The organism is Chryseobacterium koreense CCUG 49689 (genome assembly GCF_001045435.1).
Classification (GTDB): domain Bacteria; phylum Bacteroidota; class Bacteroidia; order Flavobacteriales; family Weeksellaceae; genus Kaistella; species Kaistella koreensis.
Genome location: NZ_LFNG01000008.1, coordinates 15,753 through 38,700, shown reverse-complemented (window position 1 = coordinate 38,700; position 22,948 = coordinate 15,753). Strand labels below are relative to the sequence as shown.

Below are 22,948 nucleotides of genomic sequence, written 5' to 3'. Positions count from 1 at the left end.
ACATACAAAAATGTAATGGTCGATAGACTAAAATATTTTTAATAAACGATAATATCCAAAGCGTTCCTTTCCAAAGCGTCATCTATTTTTCTTTCCCACTTATCATTTTTAAATAGCCATAAAATTTCTGTTTCAGATTTTTTGTTGGAAATATTCGGATAATAAACGTTTACATTCTGCTTGGCGAAAACCATATCGGGAACCATTCTGTTTTTTGAAACGATAATCCATTCGATTCCGCAAAATAGACCTTCCTCTGGAATTTGAAGATCCAAGCCATCAAAATCGATCGAAATCAATTGGCTTTTAGCATTTTTCTTGGTCTCGATCAGAACATGATGAATGACTTTCCCAGGTTGCCCATTTTCATTTCTGTAAACATTAAAATAAAAACTGGAACTTTTGTTTTGCGGATTGATCATAAAATCCAAACCTTTTATCTGCCGCAAACCGGAATGCGGAACAAACTGCGCATATTGGTTTTCCGTTGCCAAACCCATGAATCCCATTTTGTATGGATTACCTTCATCGTTGATTGGTTGGATAGATATCTTTTGCGAAAACAGCAATTGAAAGGAGAATAATAATGCCAGGAAAAAGGGATTTTTGATCATATTTCTTTAAAATCGTAATAAGTCAAAAAAGGTTTTCACTATTTATTAAAGTCAATTTCGTCTCCGCTGTGGAGATTTTCATTCACATTTTCTTCTTTTTTGCCCGTTGAATTTTTATTTGGATTTCCGGATTCTGCCGGTTTTGGATTCTTCAGTTCATCTATCGTCTGCAAACCGCCTTCATCGCCGTATCCACCTAAACCTTGCAGGTCTGAGCAACTTCCGGTCCAGTTGGTGGGTTTCACAAACTTGTCATCAGTTGAGATTCCGAGTGCTTTGTCTGCCCAAACTTTTTTCATGAAAATAGCCCAGATTGGCAATGCCATTTTTGCTCCCTGTCCTTCGCCGGTTCCCCAAAAGTGAGTGGCGCGGTCTTCCCAACCTACCCAGACTCCGGTTGCCAGATTCGGCGTTATTCCGATAAACCAACCGTCGGAATTATTTTGGGTGGTTCCGGTTTTGGCGGCAATTTCTACACCTTTGGAAATCCCTCTTCTTCCTAATTCTCCGGAAGCGGTTCCAAATTCCGCAACTCCTTTCATCAAATCGATCATCGTGTAGGCATAAAGCTCGTTCATGACTTCTTTCGTCACCGGTTTTACCTCTTTGATGACCCGTCCGTTTGCGTCTTCAATACGCCAAATCATTTCAGGCTTGATGTAGTTTCCATAATTGGCGAAAGAGCTGTAAGCGCCGAGCATTTCGTAAATAGTGATGTCAGAAGAGCCTAAAGCAACCGGGTAATTGTTCGGAATTTCTTCGGTTACTCCTAAATCGCGCGCCAACTGAACTACGCTTGGAACACCGGTCATTTCGATAAGCCGCACTGCGACAGGGTTTTTGGAATGAGCGAGCGCATCACGTAAAGTCAACATTCCTCCGGAACCCTGCACGGTCCAAGTCCCCTTTCTATAAGTTGCGTTGGAAACGGTGGAACAAGGCGTCATTCCCAATTTCATAATTGCAGTTGCATAAACAAAAGGTTTGAAGGTGGAACCCACCTGTCTTTTTCCCTGTTTGATGTGGTCATACTGGAAATGCTGCCAGTTGATTCCTCCCACCCATGCTTTTATTTCCCCCGTTCCCGGAACCATGGACATTAAGCCGGCTTGCGCAATCTGTTTGTGGTAACGGATGGAATCCCATGGAGACATTTCCACCTCTTCTTCGCCATCCCAGGTAAATCTGGAAGTTTTGATCGGTGTTTTGAAATCGATCATGATGGAATCTTCTGGAACACCGGCTGCTTTCAGCTGTTTGTATCTGCCCGTCCTTTTCATGGCCTGAACCATTAGATTGTTGATCTGCTGGTCATTAAGGTAGTAGAAAGGTCTTTGTTTTCTGCCACGCTGTTCTGCGTCAAATCTTTTTTGCAGGTCGGTCAAGTGTTCCCTAATCGCTTCTTCTGCATAGGTCTGCATCTTGGAATCCAGGGTGACATAAATCTTCAAGCCATCTTTATAGAGGTTTAAAGTTTTTCCGGTTTTCTTTTCGTAATCCTTTAAATAATTATCGATTTCTTTTCTAAGATAAAATTTGTAATATGCGGAATATCCTTCGTCGATCGATTTCACCGGGTGATAATCCAGGGTTATTGGAGTATCAATGGCTTTTTGATAGGTTTGCTGGTCTAGGTAACCGGTCTTTAACATTTGGTCTAAGACCACATCTCTTCTTCGCTTGGCACGATCAGGATTTCTCAGCGGGTTATTTGCTACCGGAGCTTCAAGCATGGCCACAAACATTGCTGCTTCTGGTAAGGTGAGCTTGGATGCGTTTTTGTTAAAGTAGATTCGTGAAGCCATTTCGATTCCGTTTGCATTATTCACGAAGTCAAACTTATTGAAATACAGGGTGATAATCTCTTCCTTGGTGTAGCGTTTTTCCAAACTTACCGCTACTACCCATTCTTTGAGTTTTTGAAATGAACGTTGAAGTCTGTTTTGCGAAGCAGTTCCGGTAAAAAGCAGTTTGGCAAGCTGCTGTGTAATGGTGGAACCGCCGCCTCGTTTTCCGCCGAACGCGACAGCTCTTGCCACAGATTGCAGGTCGATCCCGGAATGTTCCTTAAAACGCTCATCTTCTTTGGCCTGAAGTGCATAGATTAAATAAGGAGGCAATTCTTTGTAGGTCACCGGCATTGTTTTCTCTTTTTCAAACTTGCCCAAAAGCTTTCCGTCTGAGGAATAAATTTCGGAAGCCACGTAGATATCCGGATTTTCCAGTTCTTTCACATCGGGCATGCTTCCCAGAAATCCCTGTGAAACCGCAAAAAACAGTGCCGCAATTCCAATAACCAGCGCGATTAATCCAATCCAGATAAATTTCACCCACTTTTTCCAGCCGGCGTTTTTGATTTTTTTGGGCGGAAGTGGAAATGTTGCTTTTGGTTTATTTCCTTGATTTTTTGTGTTTTCCATAAATGATGCTACGGTTTTGCCGATTCTATTTTTACACCAATATCTTCAATTCCTTTCAGGTTGTCGGTTCTCATCGCTTGGATGATCCCGATCTTATAATCGCCGTTTTCCGGAAATTTGTAATTCAACTTGTACTGAAACATAATTTCCTTGGTATCTCCAAAACCCTTTCCGAGCCACTCTCCGTTTGGTTTAGCAAGAATATAGTTCAGGGTGTCCGTACTTTTCTTTTTAGACTTTACCTCAGAAAAATTCACGATCAATCTAATGTTGCTGTAGGGATACTCATTGTTGTTTCTTACAACAAATATAATGTTTTTTGGATGTTGAGAATCATTGACTTTAAAGTCAAAATTCTGCTCGGATTTTTTGTTCCAAGCTCCATCCAGGTTTTTCATATAAACTTTTTCGGAAGTGTTGCCGCAACTCAAAACCACCGGCAAAACGAAAAATAGTGCTACAATCTTATGCATTGTTATCACGCTTTGGCTGAAATTTCTTTTTGAATTTTTTTTGAGGTGGGTTCTGCTGATTTCCAGACTTTGTCTGGTTTCGTTCCGGATTGTTTTTCCTTCTTTCGCCTTGTTTTTCTGCAGGTTTGTTTTCCGGGGAACGGTTTTCGGGTTTTTGGTTCTGGCGTTGATTACCAGGACCTTTCTGGTTTCCGCCGGAATTTCTTCTGTTCTGGTTTTTTCCCTGGTTTCTGGATTTCCGGTCGAATCTTTCGATATTGCTTTCCTGGATCAAGTCCACAGATTTTGTAGGAAGATCTACTATTTTCAGATCTTCAAGCGGCGGCGTTTTTTCGCCACGTTTGTTTTGGGCGATTAGTTTTTTCACCTCCTGAACTTCCAAATCGTACCATGCCATGGAATGGTCCACGTATGCAAACCACATTCTTTTCTTGAAAACATCAATTTTAATGCAGAATGCCTTTCCTTTTTCGGTGTCCAAAGTAGTGGATGAAGACGGAAAATCACTTAAAGCATCCAGATAACTGTCGAGTTCGTAATTCAAACAGCACTTCAATTTTCCGCACTGTCCTGCCAACTTTTGTGGATTGATGCTCAATTGCTGATAACGTGCGGCATTGGTGTTGACGGATCTGAAATCGGTGAGCCAGGTTGAGCAGCACAATTCTCTTCCGCAGGAACCGATTCCGCCGACTTTTGCAGCTTCTTGTCGGAAGCCGATCTGTTTCATGTCGATTTTGGTCCGGAAAGCAAGAGCGTATTCCTTAATCAACTGGCGGAAATCTACACGGCTATCGGCAGTGTAGTAGAAGGTGACCTTTTGACCATCGCCCTGAAATTCCACATCGGTAATTTTCATGGCAAGGTTTAGCGCATAAGCGATTTTTCTGGCCTGAATTTTTACGGATTCTTCTTTTTTCCTTGCTTCTTGCCAAACTTCCACATCTTTTTGGTTGGCAATTCGGTAAATTTTGAGAGGGTTTTCTTCAGATGCTCTTTTCTTTTTCATCTGAATTTTGACCAGCTCTCCGGTGAGGCTTACTACACCTATATCGTGACCGGGACTCGACTCTACTGTTACTACACTCCCAATATGGAGCGGCAAGTGATGTACGTTTTTATAAAATTGTTTCCGGTCGTTCTTGAATCTCACTTCCACAAAATCAAATTTGGATTGGGGAGGGTTATTGATATCAGAGAGCCAATCGAAAACGCTTAATTTATAGCTATTTCCGCAGGTATCTACTTTTTCACAGCCATTCTCGGATTTTGTTCCGCATGAATGAGACGAATCGCCGGATGTTTTGCATCCACAACTCATAATTTTTACTATATAATATCTGCAAATTTAGTATAATTTTTTTTGTGTAACTTGTAGTGCGGGCTTTTTGTGTGGATTTATTTTCATTTTTAAAAAAATGGGAATTTATTTATAGATTCCATAATTATTTGGCAAATATTATGTAAATCATATAATCGCAAATCTCGCGGAAATATAAATTTTTATAGCTGTTATTTGATTTAAACACCGTGGGAAATAACTGGTGAAAATATATTGAAAATTATTATGGAAAGTGCTTTTGGGTAAGATTTAAATTCCGGAAATAATTAAACGGTCATTATAATACTGATTTCGTTTAAAAAAATTTAAGATTTATTAACAAATGTTTAGAAAATAATTTTATATTTGAAACCAATAATAAAGAACTTTATGAAAAAAATTGTTGTAACTACAGCACTATTGGCTGGCACAATTGTTTATGCGGGAGGATTTAGAGTTTCTCTGCAAGGCGTGAAACAATTGGCGATGGCTCACACCAGTGCTCATGCTGAAGATGCGAGTGTTGCATTCTTCAACCCGGCAGGAATGTCTTTCATTCCGAATAAATTAAGTGTTGCCGCGGGTGGATTTGGTATCAAGGCGCAAGTAGATTATCAAAATCTTCAAACTTTGGAAAGTGCACAAACCAATAATCCTTTGGGAACACCGGTCTATGCGGCAATCGCATACAAAGTGCTTGATGATGTTTCAGTTGGTTTCAGTTTTGCGACTCCTTATGGAAGTACGGTAGAATGGCCTGATAACTGGGCAGGAAGTGAAATTGTGCAAAAAATTAAATTAGAAGCACTTTATTTCCAGCCTATGGTTTCCGTGAAACTGGCCCCATGGGTTTCTTTGGGTGGTAGCTTTATCTATGCTAAAGGCACCGTGGATTGGACAAAATCAGTGCACCAACTTGGCGGATCTGTGAACCTGAAAGATGACAAAGCAACCGGAACCGGATTTGGTTTAGGCTTCTATTTCAGGCCGACCGATAAATTGGATGTGAGCGTTGCATACCGTTCACCGGTAGATATGGAGGCAAAGAAAGGTGTTGCTACATTTAATATCTCGCAAAGTCTCTATTCATCACTTGGATTGGATGCGGCCGGAAAAGACGGATTCAAAGCTACTTTACCTTTGGTTGATGAATACACCATCGGTGTGACCTACAAAGTGACCCCGAAATGGCAGGTTTCCGGAGACTTCAATTATTCCGGATGGGATCAATACGGTACTTTAGTTCTTGACTTTGACCATGCTCCAGCAGGGAACCAGGCAAACGACCCAACCGTTTCAGTGGTACCAAAAAATTGGAAGAGCACGCAAACTTGGAGATTTGGGACACAGTATATGTTTACCGACAATTTCGCAGGAAGGTTAGGTTATTATCATGACGAAACTCCTTACGCGGATAAAGATTTCAGTGCAGAAAGCCCATCCTTCGAAGCAAACGTAATCACAGGAGGTATCGGATATAAATACAAGTCATTCGGAATTGACCTGTCAGGAGCTTACAATTTCCAAAAGCCAAGACAAGTAAATAATGAGTTCTATAACTTCAACGGACAGGCAAAAGCCAAAGCTTACTATTTTGGTTTAGGTCTTTCTTATAATGCATTTTAAGATATAACTATGAAAAAGATATTAATTTCAACTGTTGCTGTTTCAGCACTTTTACTTACAGTGAGCTGTAAAACTGACTTTGATCGCGATGTAAGCAGCGTGGTGGTTACAAGTGGCAATGCAGATTTTAAAAACTACATTGCATTAGGAAACTCACTAACTGCCGGATACAGAGATGGTACGCTATATTCTGATGGTCAAAATGAATCTTATCCTTCAATGATTGCCAAACAAATGCAGTTGGCGGGTGGTGGAGCTTTTAAGCAACCAATGATGCCAAATAATGTGGGTGGCTTCACCAATTTGTTCAATGCCAGCGGAGGAACTAGTTTTTATGGCAAACTTACCCTAAAAGTTGTTGATGGGGCATTGTCACCGGTTCCAAGCGCACCTGGTGCAGATTTGGATAATGTTACAGCCGGTCGTCCATATAACAATATGGGAGTTCCCGGTGCACGGGTTTCCCACTTGCTTGCTCCGGGATATGGAAACCCCGCAGGTTTGATGACTACACCAAAAACGGCAAACCCTTATTTTGTGAGGTTTGCGAGTTCCACCACCACTTCGGTAATTGCAGATTTTATCCAGCAACAGCCGACTTTCTTTTCATTATGGATAGGGAGCAATGACGCTTTATTGTATGCGCTTGCAGGTGGTGACAGCACCATCGAACCTTTGACCCCGCCAACAGAATTTGCAACCTATTATAATCTTCTTATCAGTCAGATTGCCACCACAAACGCAAAAGGGGTTATCGCAAATATCCCAAGTGTGACTTCAATTCCGTCACTTACCACCATTCCTTACAACCCGCTTACTGTTGCGGTATTGGGACAAGGAAGTGTTGAAGCGGGTAATGCGAATATTGATGCGCTTAATGCTCAGCTTTATGGGCCACTTAACCAAATCTTGACCACTTTGGGAGCGGGAGATAGGATCAAACCGCTTTCAAAAACTGCAGCAAATCCTTTGTTGCTGAAAGATGAAAGCATTGCGGATCTTGGTGCTCAAATTACCTTGGTTGCTGCAAACTCTGGAAATCCGACTTTGGTAGCTCTTGCGCCCTATTTAGGTGCAACTTATGGACAAGCTCGACAGGCGAAAGCAGGTGACCTTGTTCCATTAACCACCAAATCTGCAATTGGGTCAAACGCAACTTTGCCTCCAACCGTTCCTACATCATTGGCGGCAAGAGGAATTGCATATCCATTTGAAGATAAATATGTGCTTACTTCGACAGAAGTTGCTGAAGTAAATTCTGCAATCACGGCTTATAACCAGACCATCAAGGCTGCTGCAGACGCGAAGGGATACGCTTTTGTGGATGCCAATGCGAAAATGGTTCAGCTTAATGCCACATCCGGAATCCAGTTTGACGGAGTGAAATACACCGCAACTTTCGTGACAGGAGGATCTTTTTCACTGGATGGAGTTCACCCTACAGGAAGAGGTTACGCCATTTTGGCAAACGAGTTTATCAAAGCCATTAATAACAAATACGGCTCCACCTTGCCATTCGTCAATGTGAATACGTACAGCGGTGTCACTTTTCCTTAAAAAAGAATCAGGAAATTAAGATAGACTTAAAAACCACCCGAAATTCTTTTGGGTGGTTTTATTTTTTTAAATTTGCGCATCTATTAAAAAAGTAAAAATGACAGATCAAGCAAGTTACCTGTTTTCCACCAGAACAAGTAAGGCTTTAGCAGAAAAAATCGCCACCTACTATGGCCAACCACTCGGTAAAATCAAGGTGCAGGAATTCAGCGATGGAGAATTTGAACCCGTTTTGGATCAGTCTGTGCGTGGTGGCAGAGTATTCTTAATTGGATCCACATTTCCGCCGGCAGATAACCTCCTGGAACTGCTGCTGATGATTGATGCTTCCAAAAGAGCTTCTGCAAAAAGCATTACCGTAGTTCTTCCATATTACGGTTTGGCAAGACAAGACCGAAAAGACCAACCCAGAGCACCAATTGGCGCAAAACTCGTTGCAAATCTGCTCACCGCGGCCGGTGCAACCAGAGTGATGACGATGGACCTTCACGCGGACCAAATTCAGGGATTCTTTGAAATTCCGGTAGACCACCTCTATGCTTCCACGATTTTTATTGAATACATACAAAATTTAAAGCTTGATAACCTCACCATTGCATCACCAGATATGGGCGGTGCAAAGCGGGCAAAAAATTATGCAGGTCACTTAGGAGCAGAAGTGGTCATCTGCTACAAAGAAAGGAAAAAAGCAAACGTAGTAGAGGAAATGTTCCTGATCGGTGATGTGAAAGATAGAAACGTAATCTTGATAGACGATATGATCGATACCGCCGGAACACTTTGTAAAGCAGCAGATATCCTGATCGCAAACGGCGCAAAATCAGTGCGCGCTATGGCTACACACGGCGTCCTTTCTGGAAAAGCCTATGAAAATATCGAGAAATCCCAAATTTCCAGAGTCATCGTCACAGACACCATTCCGGTAAGAACAGATTTGACCGCCAAAATTGAGGTCCTTTCCTGCGCAGAACTTTTCGCAGATGTGATGAAAATGGTGCACGAACACAGATCGATCAGCAACAAGTTTATTATTTAAACGCTATTCAAATAAAATAAAAAAAAGAGATTTCCGCAGAAGTCTCTTTTTTTCAAATAAATGGAAGCTGTAAAAAACAGATTACTTGATTCTTGAATCTTTTTTTGTACCTTTGCACCCTAAATTTTTAAACGTTTCATCATGAAATCAATTACAATTCAAGGTACAAAAAGAGAAAGCGTGGGCAAAAAGTCTACTAAAGCTTTACGTAATGCTGATTTAGTTCCTTGTGTTGTTTACGGAGGTACAGAAACTATAAACTTTTCTGCGGAAGAAAAATCTTTCAAAGGGTTGGTTTACACTCCTGAAGCACACACGGTATCTATTGAGGTTGACGGAAACACTATTCCTGCCGTACTTCAGGACATCCAGTTTCACCCGATTACAGACAAAATCCTACACGCAGATTTCTATCAGCTGGCAGATGACAAACCAGTTATCATGGAAGTTCCGGTAAGAATCATTGGTCGTGCAAAAGGAGTTGTTGCAGGTGGGGCGCTTCGCCAGTCTTTCAGAAAACTGAAACTGAAAGCAATCCCTGCAAACCTTCCAGACGAGGTGGTAATCGACGTTACTCCTTTGAAAATCGGAAACAAACTTTATGTGGGAGACATCAAAACCAACGGATTCACTTTCATGCATCCGGACAATGCGGTTGTAGTAGCCGTTAAGATGTCTAGAACCGCTATGAAAGGTGGAGCAGTCGAGGAAGAAGATGAAGAAGAAGTAGAAGCAACTACTGAAGGTGAAGCTCCAGCAGCAGAAGCTCCAGCAGCAGAATAATATTCCAGAAGAATATACCAACATCCCGTCACTTTTGGCGGGATTTTTTTTGGAGCTTCAGCATTTTGTCTTCTTTCCAACTTCGGTCCGGCTCTCCGCTCATACTCCTCATACAGCAACTTTCCCAACGCAATTGCGGGGTAACCGCTGCGATCCGGGCTATCAATACGGTCGGTTTTTCTTTCAAAGTTTTTTTGCTGACACCTTGTCCTTGGTTTTCGCAAAAATCAAAATTTAGCGTTGTTCAACAGCCAATTCAACGGACTTACCTAAAAATGGGGAGAAACCTGAGTTCTGGAAAATCTTGATTTCCCACTTCTTCCGAAATTTTTTCTACATTTACCAAAGATTAGTCCCCAATGAAATATTATTTCTCTTTTTTCTTATTTCTCACCCTGAATTTCGTTTTTGGCCAGCAAAACACGGAGTTCAAGTCGGTGAAGAATTTCTTTGACTATCAGAGATTTATGCTGAATAACGAGTTCAAAAAAAAATTCGACTCAGAATCTGATTTCTCGGCTAAAATCAACATCAAAAAAGACTTTTCGGAATTCATCCGCAGAATAGACAGCATTCAAAACACGGCATTAGTGGGTGCACTTATCAAAGTAAAAAACCGCGAAGACCTGGATCGGTTGAAAATTCCCAACCTGCCCAAAGTGGAGCTGGCTAATCCAAAAAAAACGGACTTAGAACAAGAAGCTAAATATCCCGGAGGATTCAATAATCTGCGGGGTCAAGTGGCGGATTTGTTTTATTCCGACGCTGTTTTGGCTAATCAGGAACAATTGAAAACCAGTGTAGAATTCGTGGTGGAAAGAGACGGAAGCATCACTTCGGTACATGCAGTGGGAGATAATTTCACCTTCAATCGGCAAGCGGAAATCGCAATGTACCTGCTTCCCGAAAAATTCGAACCCGCTCAGATAAACGGAATGCCGGTTCGTTACCGTTTCAGGCTTCCTTTAGCCATGAATTTTGAATAATCCCATAAAAACGAATCTCGATGTTTTCCGACGAATATTTCATGAAAATCGCCCTGCAGGAAGCAGAAGCCGCCTTGGAGAAAGATGAGGTTCCAATCGGCTGCATCATTGTCTCCGGCAACAGAATTATTGCGAGAGCCCACAATCTTACCGAAACCCTGAATGATGTCACCGCACACGCTGAAATGCAGGCAATCACAGCAGCCGCCAATTTTTTAGGCGGAAAATATCTGCAGAACTGCACCATGTATGTCACACTGGAACCTTGCGTGATGTGTTCGGGGGCATTGAACTGGTCGCAGATATCTAAACTGGTCATTGGAGCAAGAGACGAACAGCGCGGATTCATCAACAAAAACCTGACTCTTCATCCCAAAACACAGGTGGTGACCGGAGTTTTAGAAAACGAATGTTCTGAAATAGTGAAGACCTTTTTTAAGAATAAAAGGTAGCTTTGCAGTCGATCAATCGCATCTCTATAAGTCCTTCCCCAAAAAGTACAGTCCTTTCAAAGTATGCAGCCGGTCTGCAACATGGATTTTGTCCGTCAATGGTGCGTAGATATGGGATACACCGCCGGTTGCTACCACGAAGCAATCGTCTTCAACTTCTTTGTTAATCCGGTCAATGAAGCCTTCCACCATTCCCAAAAAACCATAAACCATTCCGCTTTGCATGCAGGACACGGTGTCTAAACCCAGAACTCTTTTGGGTTTTACAAGTTCGATTTCAGGGAGTTGCGCTGTTTCTCCAACCAAGGAATTTAAAGATGTGATAATTCCCGGCGCGATGATGACTCCTAAAGTTTCGCCTTTTTCATCAATGCAGCTTGCCGTTAAGGCCGTTCCGAAATCCAGGATGATTTTCTTTTTTTCGGGATAAAGATAACGTGCCGCAACAAGGTTTGCATAAATATCCGATCCCATCTGCCGCGATTTCGGCTGCACTTCGGAGTGCGTATTGCGGTCTACCATTACCGGCTTTTTACCATGAATTTTTTGTATCGCTCTGGAAATATCGTGGGTTAACTGCGGAACCACTGAACCGATGATGATTTTGTCGATTTTTTCCGCATCGATATGGTGGGTTTGGTACATCATCATAAACTGCATCTGCAGTTCGTCGCTGGTTCGGTAGGGTTTGGTGTTCATGATCCAGGAAATGTCACAGTTTTCATCCTCAAAGAGTCCGAATCTGATGTTGGTGTTGCCGATGTTAATTACGATTGAGGTCATATTTTATTTTATTTATGGGAACGGGATACAATGGACGGGAATCGGAATTTAATTTCTAAAAATTCACCAGGCAATTTCCCGGTAAGTTTCCTGCTACTTCACTTCTATAAAATTATCCGCCGGATTCACATCCGCCAATCTCTGTGAAAAGTCAATTCCCAAAGCAGAAATTTGCGATTTGTTATAAGGAATGGTGAAGCTATATTCTTTCTGCGTCCATTTCCAATAATCTAAAGTTTTGAAATCGCCATAAATATCCTTCGATTTCCAAATGTGCGTCATGTTCATCGGGATTTGGTAATTCACCACTTTTTTATCCTTAGTTAAAACGGAAAAATCAATCGGCATCGGAATGGAGCCTTTGTTTTCTAAAGTGATGGTGGTAGAAGTTTTGTCGTATTTCACGTCTTTGATGGCGTAATCAATGGTTTTCGTCGTGTTGATCCAATAATGTTGAAACCATTTCAAATCCATTCCCGAAATTTTCTGCGCCACATGCATAAAATCTCTGTCGGTCGGATGTTTCATTTTCCACTGGTTGAAAAATTCTTTCATAATTAAAGACAAATTCTGTTCACCCACAATATAGCCGAGTTGCACCAAAAAAAGTTCTCCTTTCACGTAACTTGCTACTGAATAAGCTCTTCCGTCGTCGTGGTGATCACCTAGCCAAACAGCTGGTTCTTCTTTTCCCGTTTTTGTGAAATTAACATAAGAATTAATGGTGTTTACAAAAGGATTTGCAACCGCTTCTTTCGGCGGGAAAAGTTGGTGCATGATCAGATCGTCATAGTAACTCGTGAAACCTTCGTCCATCCATGGTCGCATACTTTCGTTGTACGCCATCATTTGTTGGTTCCAGGAATGTCCGCCTTCGTGAACCATCAATCCGACCAATCCCTCCAAGGATCTTCCTTCGCCCAGCATCATGGTACACATTCCATATTCCATTCCGCCATCACCGCCCTGAATAAAAGAATAGCTTGGATAAGCATATTTTCCATAAGTGGCATTCATCAACTGGAAAAACTTCGTAACATAAGGTTTTGATTCTTCCCAAAGTTTGGTTTTTTCTGATTTTTGATAAACATAAAAAACTTTTGGCCCATCCAAGATGGTGAAGGTTTCCACGGTGTAATCGCGATCTGCTGCAAAGGCAAAATCCAGAATGTTTTTCGCAGTCCATTTCCAGGTGGCCTTGTTATTGGAATCGGTTTTAATGTTTGCGTTTGGCTCATATCCTTTTACTTCTGAGGGATTTTCCAAAATTCCACCGGCACCGATGACATAGTCTTTGTCGATTTTAATATTGACCTGAAAATCAGAGAACGGCGCATGAAATTCCCTTCCGATATAGTCAAAAGTCGCCCAGCCATCATAATCATATTCCGCAATTTTCGGGTACCACTGCGTCATGGTCATGTCGATCCCTTCGCGGTTATTTCTTCCGGCGCGGCGGATCTGCATCGGAATATTGGCATCCCATTCCATGGTGAAAGTAGTGGAGGAATTTGGTTTAATGGGCGTATCCAGCTCCACTTTCATAATGGTTTCCTGGATTTCAAATTTCAGATCCTTTCCGTTTTGTCTGATCCAATGAATGTTTTGGGCACCTTCTTCATTTTTGGGAATCGAAGCCAATCTTGAAATACCATTCGTCTGCAACCTTGAATCCCCATTTTTTCCCTGGCTTTGAACTCTTTGGTCCATCATGGAATTCGGTTTGAAAGCATTCCAGTACAAATGAAAATAGACTACTTTCAGTTCGTCCGGAGAATTATTGGTGTAAGTTAAGGTTTGATTTCCTTGATAGGTAAAGTTCTGCGCATCAATATCGATATCCATTTTATATTTTGCGGATTGCTGATAATAGGCGTTCTGCTGAGAAAAAGATAATGTGCAAATTGCCGAAAAGACGATGGTAAGAAGAAGTTTCTGCATTGTTGAAATAAAATTTGACCAAAGATAAAGATTTAAAATAATTTCAAATCTTCGGTGAACTCCCCCAAAAAAATCCTTTCAATCGTATGGAATGAAAGGATTTGCGTTAAAATTTGTTGGTTTTATTTTTTGGTGCCGGTTTTGGCACTTTCCAAAATTTTCTCCAAAATTCGATAAGTAATCAAATAAGTCGGTTTCACACCCGTCAAACCAAGTCCGCCTGAAGAAAGGGTGGAACCAGTTTCCAAAGGATTATCCGAAGCATAATAAGCATACATTACAAAAAGATCCTCTGATATGTGGTGGCGGATTTTTGAGGCCACCTGGATCGCTTTCTGATAATGAGCGCCCTCCATTTCAAGCCCGATCGCCTTCCAGGAAGTTTCCATGAAATATTTTAAAATATCCTTATTTTGAAGTGAAGTTCCCAAAACGGTCACCATTCCGCCCTCAAACGCTTGCAGTTCATCATCCTGAAAATCTGAAAGTTGCAATGCATTATGGAAAGGGTAATTGTCTGCAGTACCTTCGAAAACGTGTGAAGTTGGAATCATGATGTCGCCTTTTTCGCCCATCAGAATTCCTGCTTTTCCCATAATCGAAATGGATTTTACTTTCATGGTGTAAATCTCGCCATTGTAATCATAAGGTCTTAATAGTTCGTCCATGATTTCATAGGCTTGCTCACCGAAAGCGTAATCGAAAACCATCACCACGTCGTCCCCGGAAAACTTGATTCCCGAGAAAGGGGTGTTTTTCAAATCGGTTTTCGACAAATCGATTAGTTGAACTGCGATATTGCTTCCGCTTTGGTCGTCAATAGAGATCAATCCTGCCTCCAGAGAATGGGAAAGCACTTTTTCCTGAAGCGATTTCTTGTTGGAAATCTCCTCATACATTTTATAGTCCACGTTTTTGGTTGCCTTTTTTCCCAGCGCGTCATTTCCATAAAGCATGTTTTTCACCGAATGCATATTTGCGGAAATAATGTGCAAAGGACGCATGTGCAGATTGTTTTCTGCCAAAACCGACTTTACTTTGTTCGCCCATTTTTCCCCGAAAAAGTGGTGGCCGACTCTTTCCCTCAAGATCGCCGAAAAGTGGACTTCCCTTTCACGGATTTTCTTGTCATCATTAAAGCTCTCGTTTCCTAAATGATAAATGATTTTGAAAAGCCGGTCCGGATTTTTATCGTCGCCGAAATTGTTGTAGGCTTCCAAAGTTTCGTCAAATGTTCTACCCAAAAGTGAAGAAAGATGGATGAGTGCCACTTCCTTTTCTTTGCGGCTGAATTTCTTTTCCCCTTTCGCTACTTCCTCGATGATTTTCCAGGCTCTGGTCGGCTTGTCGTTTTCATCTGAGACAAAGGCGAGGTTGCGAACTTTGTCTGCTTCTATATAAAGGAAGGTAAGGTGGGTCAAAATATCATAAATTTCCGAACGGCCAAGAAGAACTTCAATATTCATCTGGTGCTCATCAATTCTGTAGCAGTTTCTCCTTCTTTTTTTCGGAACGATGACCTCGAAACTTCCCTTTTCAAAACCTTCATCGGAAGTCAGGTGGATGAATGAACATTCCTCGATTCCTTCCGGAAGCCGGTCTAAAACATAAAGCAATCCATTGAGTTCAACCTTGTTGGGAATGCCCATTGTCCCGTAGATTTCGGGGTTGATGGTCAATAATAAATTTCTAAGACTTTCTCCGGAGATCCCGGATGGTTTGAAAAAACCGCGATAGAATAAGTGACGCATGGAAACATAAAGCCGCTCAATCGCTTCTGTAGTTTCTCTTGCTCGTGAATTTACCATAGGTGTATCTTTTCGCAAAGATAATACAAACCCGCAAAATTTCCTATTTTTTGGTTTATAGAGGTGATTAATCATTGTTCATCTTAAAATTGAATCAAACTATAAAAAAATTAAAATTTAATTAACACCCCTAAAAAATATGGGGTAAAAACATTTTGTAATGTATTTTTTCATAATTTTGCCCTATCAAAACACATGCATTATGTCAAATTTAAGGTTCAAAGCACTAGAAACACTTTCTTTTAAAGATTTCAGAAGAGACAATGCGGTTAAATTTCCCGCAAAACTATCCGAACTTTTTTGCCAAAACGTTTTCTCTGAGGAAACGATGAGATCGTACTTAACCAAAGAAGCATTCACCTCCATTCAGAATGCGATAAAGAAGGGAACCAAAATCCAACGCGATGTTGCAGACCAAATCGCCGTGGCGATGAAAGATTGGGCTTTAAGCAAAGGAGTTACCCACTACACCCACTGGTTTCAGCCTTTAACCGGAACTACCGCGGAAAAACACGATTCGTTTTTCACGCCTTTCGAAAGTGATCGGGCTATCGAAAGATTTTCCGGAGGCATGTTGATCCAGCAGGAACCCGACGCGTCATCTTTCCCGAACGGAGGAATTAGAAATACTTTTGAAGCAAGAGGATACACGGCATGGGATCCCACTTCGCCAGCTTTTATTTTAGGAACCACATTGTGTATTCCTTCCATTTTTATTTCATACACTGGCGAAACTTTAGATTATAAAGCTCCACTTTTGCGTGCATTAAGTGCAGTTGATGAAGCGGCTACCGATATCTGCAAATCTTATTTTGATAAAAATGTGACCAAAGTAACTCCGACTTTGGGTTGGGAACAGGAATATTTTTTGGTGGATTCCGCTCTTTATCAGTCCAGACCAGATTTGGTGATCACAGGAAAAACCTTGCTCGGACATTCACCCGCGAAAGGACAGCAACTGGACGATCATTATTTCGGATCCATTCCGACCCGGGTGATGAATTTCATGAAAGAATTAGAGATCAAATGCATGCAACTGGGAATTCCCGTGACAACCCGACATAACGAGGTTGCGCCCAATCAATACGAATTGGCACCGATGTTTGAAGAAGTGAATGTTGCGGTGGATCACAATTCTCTTTTGATGGACTTGATGGCGAGAGTTGCGCACAAACACCATTTCCATATCCTTTTCCATGAAAAACCTTTCGCGGGAGTGAACGGAAGCGGGAAACACAACAACTGGAGTTTGGCAACAGATACGGGCGAAAATCTTTTAAGCCCGGGAAAAAACCCGAAAAAGAATTTGCAGTTCCTGACCTTCTTTGTCAATACCATCAAAGCGGTTCACGATTATGCAGATCTGTTGAGGGCGAGCATTGCTTCGGCAAGCAACGATTACCGACTAGGTGCTAATGAAGCTCCGCCTGCGATTATTTCGGCTTTCATTGGGACTCAGCTTTTCGGTGTTTTAGAAGAACTGGAAAAAGTGACCGATGGAAAACTTTCGCCGGAGGAAAAAACCGAACTGAAACTCAATGTCGTTGGTAAGATCCCGGAGATATTGTTGGACAATACAGACAGAAACAGGACCTCGCCATTTGCCTTTACGGGAAATAAATTCGAAATCCGAGCGGTAGGTTCTTCAGCAAACTGTGCCGAAGTAATGACTGTGATGAACGCCATTGTCGCAAAACAGTTGAGGGATTTCAAAAAAGAGGTAGATGCGCTGATTGAAACCGGTTTAAAGAAAGATGAAGCGATTTTCAATGTGTTGAGGGAATATATTAAAGTCTCAAAAAACATAATGTTTGAAGGTGACGGATACTCAGAAGAGTGGGCGAAAGAGGCTAAAAGGCGCGGTTTGAAAAATTTGAAGACCACTCCTGAAGCTTTGAGCAGGGAGCTGGACCAAAAATTTGTGGATCTTTATGAAGAACTCGGAATTTATTCGCACCGCGAAATCGAGGCTAGAAACGAAATCAAACTAGAGAAATACTCCACCATGGTTTCCATTGAGGCAACGGTGTTAGCGGATATTGCTAGAAACCATATCGTTCCTTGTGCTATCAATTATCAAAACAGGCTGATTGAAAATGTGAAAGGATTGAAAGAGATTTTTGGCGATCAAGAATTCAGAACTTTAGCCAAAGAACAGATGAGCATGATTGCAGAGATATCTGAGCATATCTCCATCATGAAAGTGGGAGTGGAAAAACTTTTGGCTGCGACCAAAAAAGCAAAAGCAATCGAAGATTCCCACAAAATGGCGGAAGCGTTTTGCAATGAGGTAAAACCTCTTTTTAATGAGATTAGAAATGCGTCAGACGAATTGGAAATGTTGGTTGACGATGAACTTTGGCCAATGACCAAATACCGGGAATTGCTCTTTACCAGATAACAAATGATGAGATAAGATTGGAAGCCGCCTCCTTACCGAAGCGGCTTCTTTGGTTTCTAGGAGGTTTTATAGAAGAATTGCATAATACAAATAGACAGTCTATATAAATGTTAAGAAATCTTAATAAAAATAAAAACGCAACCCCTTAAATAAAGGGATTGCGGCTCCAATTTCTTTAACATTCAAAAAAGTAATGTTAAAATGTGTTAAAAGAGGTTTTCAAAAAAGGTGTTTTCACCCTTTTTTTAACTCGAATATCTACTTTTGTGTTGCATTTAAAAACAAATATTACTTTTTAACACGGACAAATAAATATATATGAAGAAAAGAGTTCTGTTTTATGTTGCCGGTATTATCGCTACTTTTTCATTACAATCATGTGTATCCAACTACGTGGTTTCAACGCCGACCAATTACTCAAACGAGTACAAAACAAATGCCAAACTTGCCTCAATAGATAATAAAAAATTAGAAGTCGCAAAAGCGCAATTACTCAATAGCTTTGCACAAGAAAAGGCAGCTGCCGCAAAAAGCATGGAAGCAGCCATCAAAAAAGAGGAAATCGCAAAAGCCATCAGATTCACCCAGAAAATAGACGAAATCTTATCCGAAGCAGAATCCTATCTTGGAACACCATACCGATATGGTGGAATGACCAGAAAAGGGATAGACTGTTCAGCTTTCGTGCTTTCAGTTTTTAGTGCTGCTGGAATGAATCTGCCACGAGTTGCTGCCGCACAAGCGCAAGAAGGCGATAGTGTTGAAAAAGAACATCTGCAGAAAGGAGATTTAATCTTTTTTTCACACAAAGGCGGAAACAGAATCACCCACGTCGGAATCATAGAAAGCGTGGACGAAGAAGGAGAGGTAAAGTTCATTCATGCGGCCACATCTCGAGGCGTGATGATCTCATCACTGAATGATTCTTACTGGGGACCGAAATACCGATTCGCAAAACGGGTTCTAACTCCGGAAGCAGTGGAATCTAATTTTGCGAACAACTAGACAAAAAGAGAATAATTGATCAAATAAAGTCGCCAGAATGGGCGGCTTTTTTTGTGGGAAATCAGATCTATTGATGGTCCAAATGGTATTAACTTGAATGAAGAATAAAACGTGGCAATGTATCCAACTTCAGAAGAAAAACCATCAACTCGACAACGGGATTTCGATGATCAAAAGCCTATTTTGACAAATAGGTGGACTCTATTTCGAAGGAAATTCACGGGATTGCATTAAGAATTTAAACAAAGCATTTTTTGGGGCAAAAAACAGTTTTGCAAAAATAGATTTTGTAAAAACAAAGTGGATGCGATCCAATTGGCTTTTGATTTTAAATGCAACGACTTCTTCGTTAAGAAAATCATTCCATGCGAAATGCAGAACCAATACTGAAATCCATCAACAATTCCGTCAACTACTTAAAAAGATCGAATAATATTTGAATCGTTTATAAAACCTTAGACCAAACTATTCCGATCCGCATAGTTCAATTTAAAGAAAATAAAAGTCATCACAGAAAAGGTGACCAAAGAAGTACCGCCGGAACTGAAAAACGGCAGCGGAATCCCCACTGTAGGGAAAAGACCCATCACCATGCCAAGATTGATGGCAAAGTGCATCAAAAGTATCGAGGCGAAACAGTACCCAAAAACACGGTTGAAAATAGATTTTTGCTTTTCTGAGAGGTAATAGATTCTACCGATAAAAATGGTGTAAACCAGGACCAATAAAGAACTTCCGAGGAATCCCCATTCTTCGCCCACGGTACAGAAAATATAGTCTGTGCTTTGCTCGGGAACAAATTTTCCCTGGGTCACCGAACCTTCACGGTAACCTTTGCCGAAAAATCCGCCAGAACCAATTGCCGTTTTTGAATAAAGTAAATTGTAGCCTGAAGTATCGCGGAATGCTTTTTCACCTTTGTATAAAACCTCGATTCGCTCTCTTTGGTGCTTAGGTAATTTTTCCAGAATCTTGGGGGTACCAAATGCAATGCCGCAAAGAACCGCGACCGAACCAAAAATTCCAGCGATTGAAAAAATGTTCCAGTGAATTTTGTGATAATTGAAAAAGATAATGATTGCCGCAATCGACACAATTCCCGAGACAACGAATAGCGGCTCCACGGCAAGCGAAACCAAAAATACGGCAGCAAAAATGAATCCAATGCCGAAAAGCCACCCCGATAATCCCTCACGGAATAAAGCGATAAAAAACGCAGTAAAAACCAACAGGGAACCCACATCGGGAATCGCCAAAACGATCACCGCAGGAACACCAACAATCGCCAAAGCGGTCCAAAGTGATTTTCCATATTTTAGGTTAAAATTCGGACCTGCGACATAATTTGCCAACATCAATGCAACTGCCAGTTTTGCAAATTCCACCGGTTGAAAACTGAATCCGCCGAAACGATACCAGTTCTTTTGCCCCAAAACCTCCTTGCCAAAAGGAAAAAGTCCAATTAACAGCAGTATCCCCAAAATGTAAAACAGACCCGCTGAATTCTCGAAAAATTTCGCACGCATGAAGAAAATGATGATCCCAATAAAAATCGAAATCACAAAGAAGGTTCCCTGCTTGATTCCGGCGACGGGATCAACACTGTAAATATTGGCTACTGCAAATGAACAGAGTAGCAAATACAGGAAAATCCCTAATTTATCTATTCCTTGTGTCCACTTCATTTTTTCTTGGTGCTGGTTTTAAGTCTGTATCTGATCGAATCTCTGCGGTAGGTTAGCCTTTCTCTCAGTGCGTCATTTTTTATAAATTTCAAGCTGTCTTCAATTTCAATAATTTTCAGGGAATCTTTGTTGGGTTCTTTGTAAAGTCCCTTTCTTTTCAAATCCACGATCCACTGTCTTTTGTATTCCGGCATGAAGCTTGCGCCGGTCATTTTTTTATAAAGATGCTCTCTTTTTAAATCGCCCAGCAAATACCTCTCGGCAATCACTGTTGCGGCCGGTCCGGCCCAGGTTGCTCCGAATCCGGCATGCTCCATCACGGCCGCCACCACAATTTTTGGATTTTCGGCAGGTGCGGCCAAAATAAAAATCGAGTTGTCTTTTCCTTGTGGAACCTGTGCTGTTCCTGTTTTTGCGAGCATCGTAAAGTCATTGGATTTCAAACCTCGTGCTGTTCCGGCAAGAACAACTTTTTCCATTCCTTTGATGATGGGTTCGAAATATTTGGGTTCCACCAGAGTTTTATGCTTTACCTTAAATCTCGGATCCGGATTAGGTTTTCCGTCTATGGCTTTCACGATGTGCGGTGTATAATACCATCCTTTGTTTACGATTGCCGCAGTTGCATTCGCCATTTGCATTGGAGTCAGCAACACGTCGCCTTGCCCCATTCCGTTGAAGATGGAGCCGTTCATCGTGTAGTCGGAACTCCAGTCTTTTTTGCCGCTTCGTTTTTCATAAAATTCGCCACTTGGAATTCTGCCTTTTGAACCAACCGCCAAATCATTATTTAGGAATTCACCAACGCCGAAACTGCTCATGATTTTTTTCCATTCATCAACACCCTTGGTGGGATTTCCTGGATATTTGTTCATGATGGCGATGAAAGCATGTGAAAAATAGCAGTTGCTGGAAACCTGGATTGCGGGAATCAATGGATCCGCACCGCCGTGACCTTTAATTCTTAATCCTTTATAATAAAACCCACCACCACAGGGGAAAATGGTGTTTTCATTCATTACGCCCATTTGCATGGCGGCAGCGGCGGTTAATAGTTTGAATGTAGATCCCGGTGGGTAAGCCGCCTGCACGGACCGGTCAAAAGTGGGCCGGTTATTGTAGAGCGTGTCCATCTGAAGACGGTACAGGTTTTTGGTTTTTTCTGGTCCGGTAAAAAGATTGGGATCGATGTCGGGTCCGGTTGCCATCACCAAAATCTCTCCGTTTGTGGGATCAAGTGCCACGATTGCTCCCTGCTTGTTCACCATCATCTCTTCTGCCATGCGTTGCAAATCGTAATCGATGGTCAAAGTAATATCCTTTCCGGTGATCACGTCCTTGTCTAGGGTTCCGTTTTTGTAGGGACCAATATTTCGTAAGCGGATGTCTTTTTGGATGTATTGCACCCCTTTCACGCCTCGAAGTTCTTTTTCATAAGATCTTTCCACACCGGTTTTTCCGATGAAATCTCCAGGTAAATAATAGAGTGAGTCCCTTTTGATATCGCGGTCGTTGACCTCGTTGGTATATCCCAGAAGATTTCCCGAGGTGGAAACTTCGTATTGTCTTTGTGGCCTGGAAACAATATTAAATGCGGGATATTTGAAGATAATTTCCTGAATTCGTGCGATTTCTTCCCGACTTAGATTTTTCAAAAAAGTCATCGGGGTGAGTTTCGAGAAGTATTTTTCCTTTTTCAGGGCATTGATTCTGTTAATGAAATCTGTTTTGCTGATCTTCATCAAATGGCAAAAGTCCAAAGTATCGAAATCCGGCCGCATCAAGGCCTCGGTATAGGAAATTTCATATGAAGGCTGGTTTCCTACCATGATTTTACCGTTTCTATCGAAAATCACGCCTCTTTGCGGAATGATGTATTCTGTTTTGATTGAGGTATTGGCCGCGTTCAGTGCATATCTGTCGGTGAACAACTGCAAATAGGCCAGTCTCGCTATGAAAATCGCAGCAAGAAGAGCTAAAACTATCGTTATTTTCAGATATTGTGACTTCATTGATTAGTGACCTATTAAAAAGGCCACGTCATTATTTTTATGGTT

The 22,948-nt window shown here is 41.5% G+C and carries 18 protein-coding genes; 9 read left to right on the top strand and 9 right to left on the bottom strand.

Annotated elements, in window-relative coordinates; all coding sequences use genetic code 11:
- Positions 1–38: 38 nt before the first annotated feature.
- From ACM44_RS07050 to ACM44_RS07035, 4 genes are read right to left on the bottom strand one after another with little or no spacing between them, the layout of a single operon-like run.
- A complete protein-coding gene (locus ACM44_RS07050) occupies positions 39–614 on the bottom strand; it encodes a hypothetical protein (protein WP_048499335.1) in 576 nt (191 codons plus the stop codon).
- 38 nt (positions 615–652) lie between these two features.
- Positions 653–3,034, bottom strand: coding sequence for a penicillin-binding protein 1A (locus tag ACM44_RS07045; RefSeq protein ID WP_048499334.1), 2,382 nt, complete (start codon positions 3,032–3,034; stop codon positions 653–655).
- Between the two features lie 8 nt (positions 3,035–3,042).
- On the bottom strand, positions 3,043–3,507 hold the full coding sequence (locus ACM44_RS07040; protein WP_048499333.1) for a gliding motility lipoprotein GldH: 465 nt from the start codon (positions 3,505–3,507) through the stop codon (positions 3,043–3,045).
- Positions 3,500–4,828, bottom strand: a complete 1,329-nt coding sequence (locus ACM44_RS07035; protein ID WP_048499332.1) for a PSP1 domain-containing protein — start codon at positions 4,826–4,828, stop codon at positions 3,500–3,502. Before ACM44_RS07035 ends, ACM44_RS07040 begins: the two co-directional genes overlap by 8 nt.
- A gap of 390 nt (positions 4,829–5,218) precedes the next feature.
- Between ACM44_RS07035 and ACM44_RS07030 the strand changes: the two genes are divergently transcribed.
- The 7 genes from ACM44_RS07030 (at position 5,219) to ACM44_RS07005 (ending at position 11,268) form a co-directional block, all read left to right on the top strand.
- A complete protein-coding gene (locus ACM44_RS07030) occupies positions 5,219–6,454 on the top strand; it encodes an OmpP1/FadL family transporter (RefSeq protein ID WP_048499331.1) in 1,236 nt (411 codons plus the stop codon).
- Between the two features lie 9 nt (positions 6,455–6,463).
- The gene (locus ACM44_RS07025; RefSeq protein WP_048499330.1) at positions 6,464–8,011 is read left to right on the top strand and encodes an SGNH/GDSL hydrolase family protein; all 1,548 of its coding nucleotides are present in this window, start codon (positions 6,464–6,466) and stop codon (positions 8,009–8,011) included.
- Between the two features lie 97 nt (positions 8,012–8,108).
- Positions 8,109–9,047 carry a ribose-phosphate pyrophosphokinase gene (locus tag ACM44_RS07020; RefSeq protein ID WP_048499329.1) on the top strand — a complete coding sequence of 313 codons (939 nt, stop codon included), beginning with the start codon at positions 8,109–8,111 and terminating at the stop codon, positions 9,045–9,047.
- A gap of 141 nt (positions 9,048–9,188) precedes the next feature.
- Positions 9,189–9,830 (top strand): 50S ribosomal protein L25/general stress protein Ctc, encoded by a 642-nt coding sequence (locus tag ACM44_RS07015; protein WP_048499328.1) that lies wholly within the window; start codon positions 9,189–9,191, stop codon positions 9,828–9,830.
- The gene (locus ACM44_RS15580) at positions 9,793–10,068 is read left to right on the top strand and encodes a hypothetical protein (protein WP_152669319.1); all 276 of its coding nucleotides are present in this window, start codon (positions 9,793–9,795) and stop codon (positions 10,066–10,068) included. The genes ACM44_RS07015 and ACM44_RS15580 overlap by 38 nt, the downstream gene beginning before the upstream one ends.
- Positions 10,069–10,189: 121 nt before the next feature.
- Complete coding sequence (locus tag ACM44_RS07010) at positions 10,190–10,816, top strand: energy transducer TonB (protein ID WP_083993665.1); 627 nt, start codon at positions 10,190–10,192, stop codon at positions 10,814–10,816.
- Positions 10,817–10,836: 20 nt separating this feature from the next.
- Positions 10,837–11,268 carry a nucleoside deaminase gene (locus tag ACM44_RS07005; protein WP_048499327.1) on the top strand — a complete coding sequence of 144 codons (432 nt, stop codon included), beginning with the start codon at positions 10,837–10,839 and terminating at the stop codon, positions 11,266–11,268.
- A 24-nt stretch (positions 11,269–11,292) separates the two neighbouring features.
- Here ACM44_RS07005 and ACM44_RS07000 read toward each other — a convergent pair whose 3' ends face one another.
- The 3 genes from ACM44_RS07000 to ACM44_RS06990 form a co-directional block, all read right to left on the bottom strand.
- The gene (locus tag ACM44_RS07000) at positions 11,293–12,051 is read right to left on the bottom strand and encodes a type III pantothenate kinase (protein WP_048499326.1); all 759 of its coding nucleotides are present in this window, start codon (positions 12,049–12,051) and stop codon (positions 11,293–11,295) included.
- A gap of 93 nt (positions 12,052–12,144) precedes the next feature.
- Positions 12,145–13,992 (bottom strand): M1 family metallopeptidase, encoded by a 1,848-nt coding sequence (locus tag ACM44_RS06995; RefSeq protein WP_048499325.1) that lies wholly within the window; start codon positions 13,990–13,992, stop codon positions 12,145–12,147.
- Between the two features lie 122 nt (positions 13,993–14,114).
- Positions 14,115–15,800, bottom strand: a complete 1,686-nt coding sequence (locus ACM44_RS06990; protein WP_048499324.1) for a DUF6909 family protein — start codon at positions 15,798–15,800, stop codon at positions 14,115–14,117.
- 202 nt (positions 15,801–16,002) lie between these two features.
- Here ACM44_RS06990 and ACM44_RS06985 point away from each other — a divergent pair, with 202 nt between their 5' ends.
- Both ACM44_RS06985 and ACM44_RS06980 read left to right on the top strand, forming a co-directional pair.
- Positions 16,003–18,201 carry a glutamine synthetase III family protein gene (locus ACM44_RS06985; protein WP_048499323.1) on the top strand — a complete coding sequence of 733 codons (2,199 nt, stop codon included), beginning with the start codon at positions 16,003–16,005 and terminating at the stop codon, positions 18,199–18,201.
- Positions 18,202–18,519: 318 nt separating this feature from the next.
- Positions 18,520–19,206, top strand: a complete 687-nt coding sequence (locus tag ACM44_RS06980; protein ID WP_048499322.1) for a C40 family peptidase — start codon at positions 18,520–18,522, stop codon at positions 19,204–19,206.
- A 455-nt stretch (positions 19,207–19,661) separates the two neighbouring features.
- On the opposite strand, the gene rodA is transcribed toward ACM44_RS06980, so the two are convergent.
- Together rodA and ACM44_RS06965 are read right to left on the bottom strand one after the other, a co-directional pair.
- A complete protein-coding gene (gene rodA, locus ACM44_RS06970) occupies positions 19,662–20,891 on the bottom strand; it encodes a rod shape-determining protein RodA (RefSeq protein WP_048499320.1) in 1,230 nt (409 codons plus the stop codon).
- Positions 20,888–22,903 carry a penicillin-binding transpeptidase domain-containing protein gene (locus tag ACM44_RS06965; protein WP_048499319.1) on the bottom strand — a complete coding sequence of 672 codons (2,016 nt, stop codon included), beginning with the start codon at positions 22,901–22,903 and terminating at the stop codon, positions 20,888–20,890. The genes rodA and ACM44_RS06965 overlap by 4 nt, the downstream gene beginning before the upstream one ends.
- Positions 22,904–22,948 lie beyond the last annotated feature (45 nt).

Coding starts and splice junctions, on each gene's coding strand:
- ACM44_RS07050 (WP_048499335.1), bottom strand. CDS start 614: ATGATCAAAAATCCCTTTTTCCTGGCATTATTATTCTCCTTTCAATTG.
- ACM44_RS07045 (WP_048499334.1), bottom strand. CDS start 3,034: ATGGAAAACACAAAAAATCAAGGAAATAAACCAAAAGCAACATTTCCA.
- ACM44_RS07040 (WP_048499333.1), bottom strand. CDS start 3,507: ATGCATAAGATTGTAGCACTATTTTTCGTTTTGCCGGTGGTTTTGAGT.
- ACM44_RS07035 (WP_048499332.1), bottom strand. CDS start 4,828: ATGAGTTGTGGATGCAAAACATCCGGCGATTCGTCTCATTCATGCGGA.
- ACM44_RS07030 (WP_048499331.1), top strand. CDS start 5,219: ATGAAAAAAATTGTTGTAACTACAGCACTATTGGCTGGCACAATTGTT.
- ACM44_RS07025 (WP_048499330.1), top strand. CDS start 6,464: ATGAAAAAGATATTAATTTCAACTGTTGCTGTTTCAGCACTTTTACTT.
- ACM44_RS07020 (WP_048499329.1), top strand. CDS start 8,109: ATGACAGATCAAGCAAGTTACCTGTTTTCCACCAGAACAAGTAAGGCT.
- ACM44_RS07015 (WP_048499328.1), top strand. CDS start 9,189: ATGAAATCAATTACAATTCAAGGTACAAAAAGAGAAAGCGTGGGCAAA.
- ACM44_RS07010 (WP_083993665.1), top strand. CDS start 10,190: ATGAAATATTATTTCTCTTTTTTCTTATTTCTCACCCTGAATTTCGTT.
- ACM44_RS07005 (WP_048499327.1), top strand. CDS start 10,837: ATGTTTTCCGACGAATATTTCATGAAAATCGCCCTGCAGGAAGCAGAA.
- ACM44_RS07000 (WP_048499326.1), bottom strand. CDS start 12,051: ATGACCTCAATCGTAATTAACATCGGCAACACCAACATCAGATTCGGA.
- ACM44_RS06995 (WP_048499325.1), bottom strand. CDS start 13,992: ATGCAGAAACTTCTTCTTACCATCGTCTTTTCGGCAATTTGCACATTA.
- ACM44_RS06990 (WP_048499324.1), bottom strand. CDS start 15,800: ATGGTAAATTCACGAGCAAGAGAAACTACAGAAGCGATTGAGCGGCTT.
- ACM44_RS06985 (WP_048499323.1), top strand. CDS start 16,003: ATGTCAAATTTAAGGTTCAAAGCACTAGAAACACTTTCTTTTAAAGAT.
- ACM44_RS06980 (WP_048499322.1), top strand. CDS start 18,520: ATGAAGAAAAGAGTTCTGTTTTATGTTGCCGGTATTATCGCTACTTTT.
- rodA (WP_048499320.1), bottom strand. CDS start 20,891: ATGAAGTGGACACAAGGAATAGATAAATTAGGGATTTTCCTGTATTTG.
- ACM44_RS06965 (WP_048499319.1), bottom strand. CDS start 22,903: ATGAAGTCACAATATCTGAAAATAACGATAGTTTTAGCTCTTCTTGCT.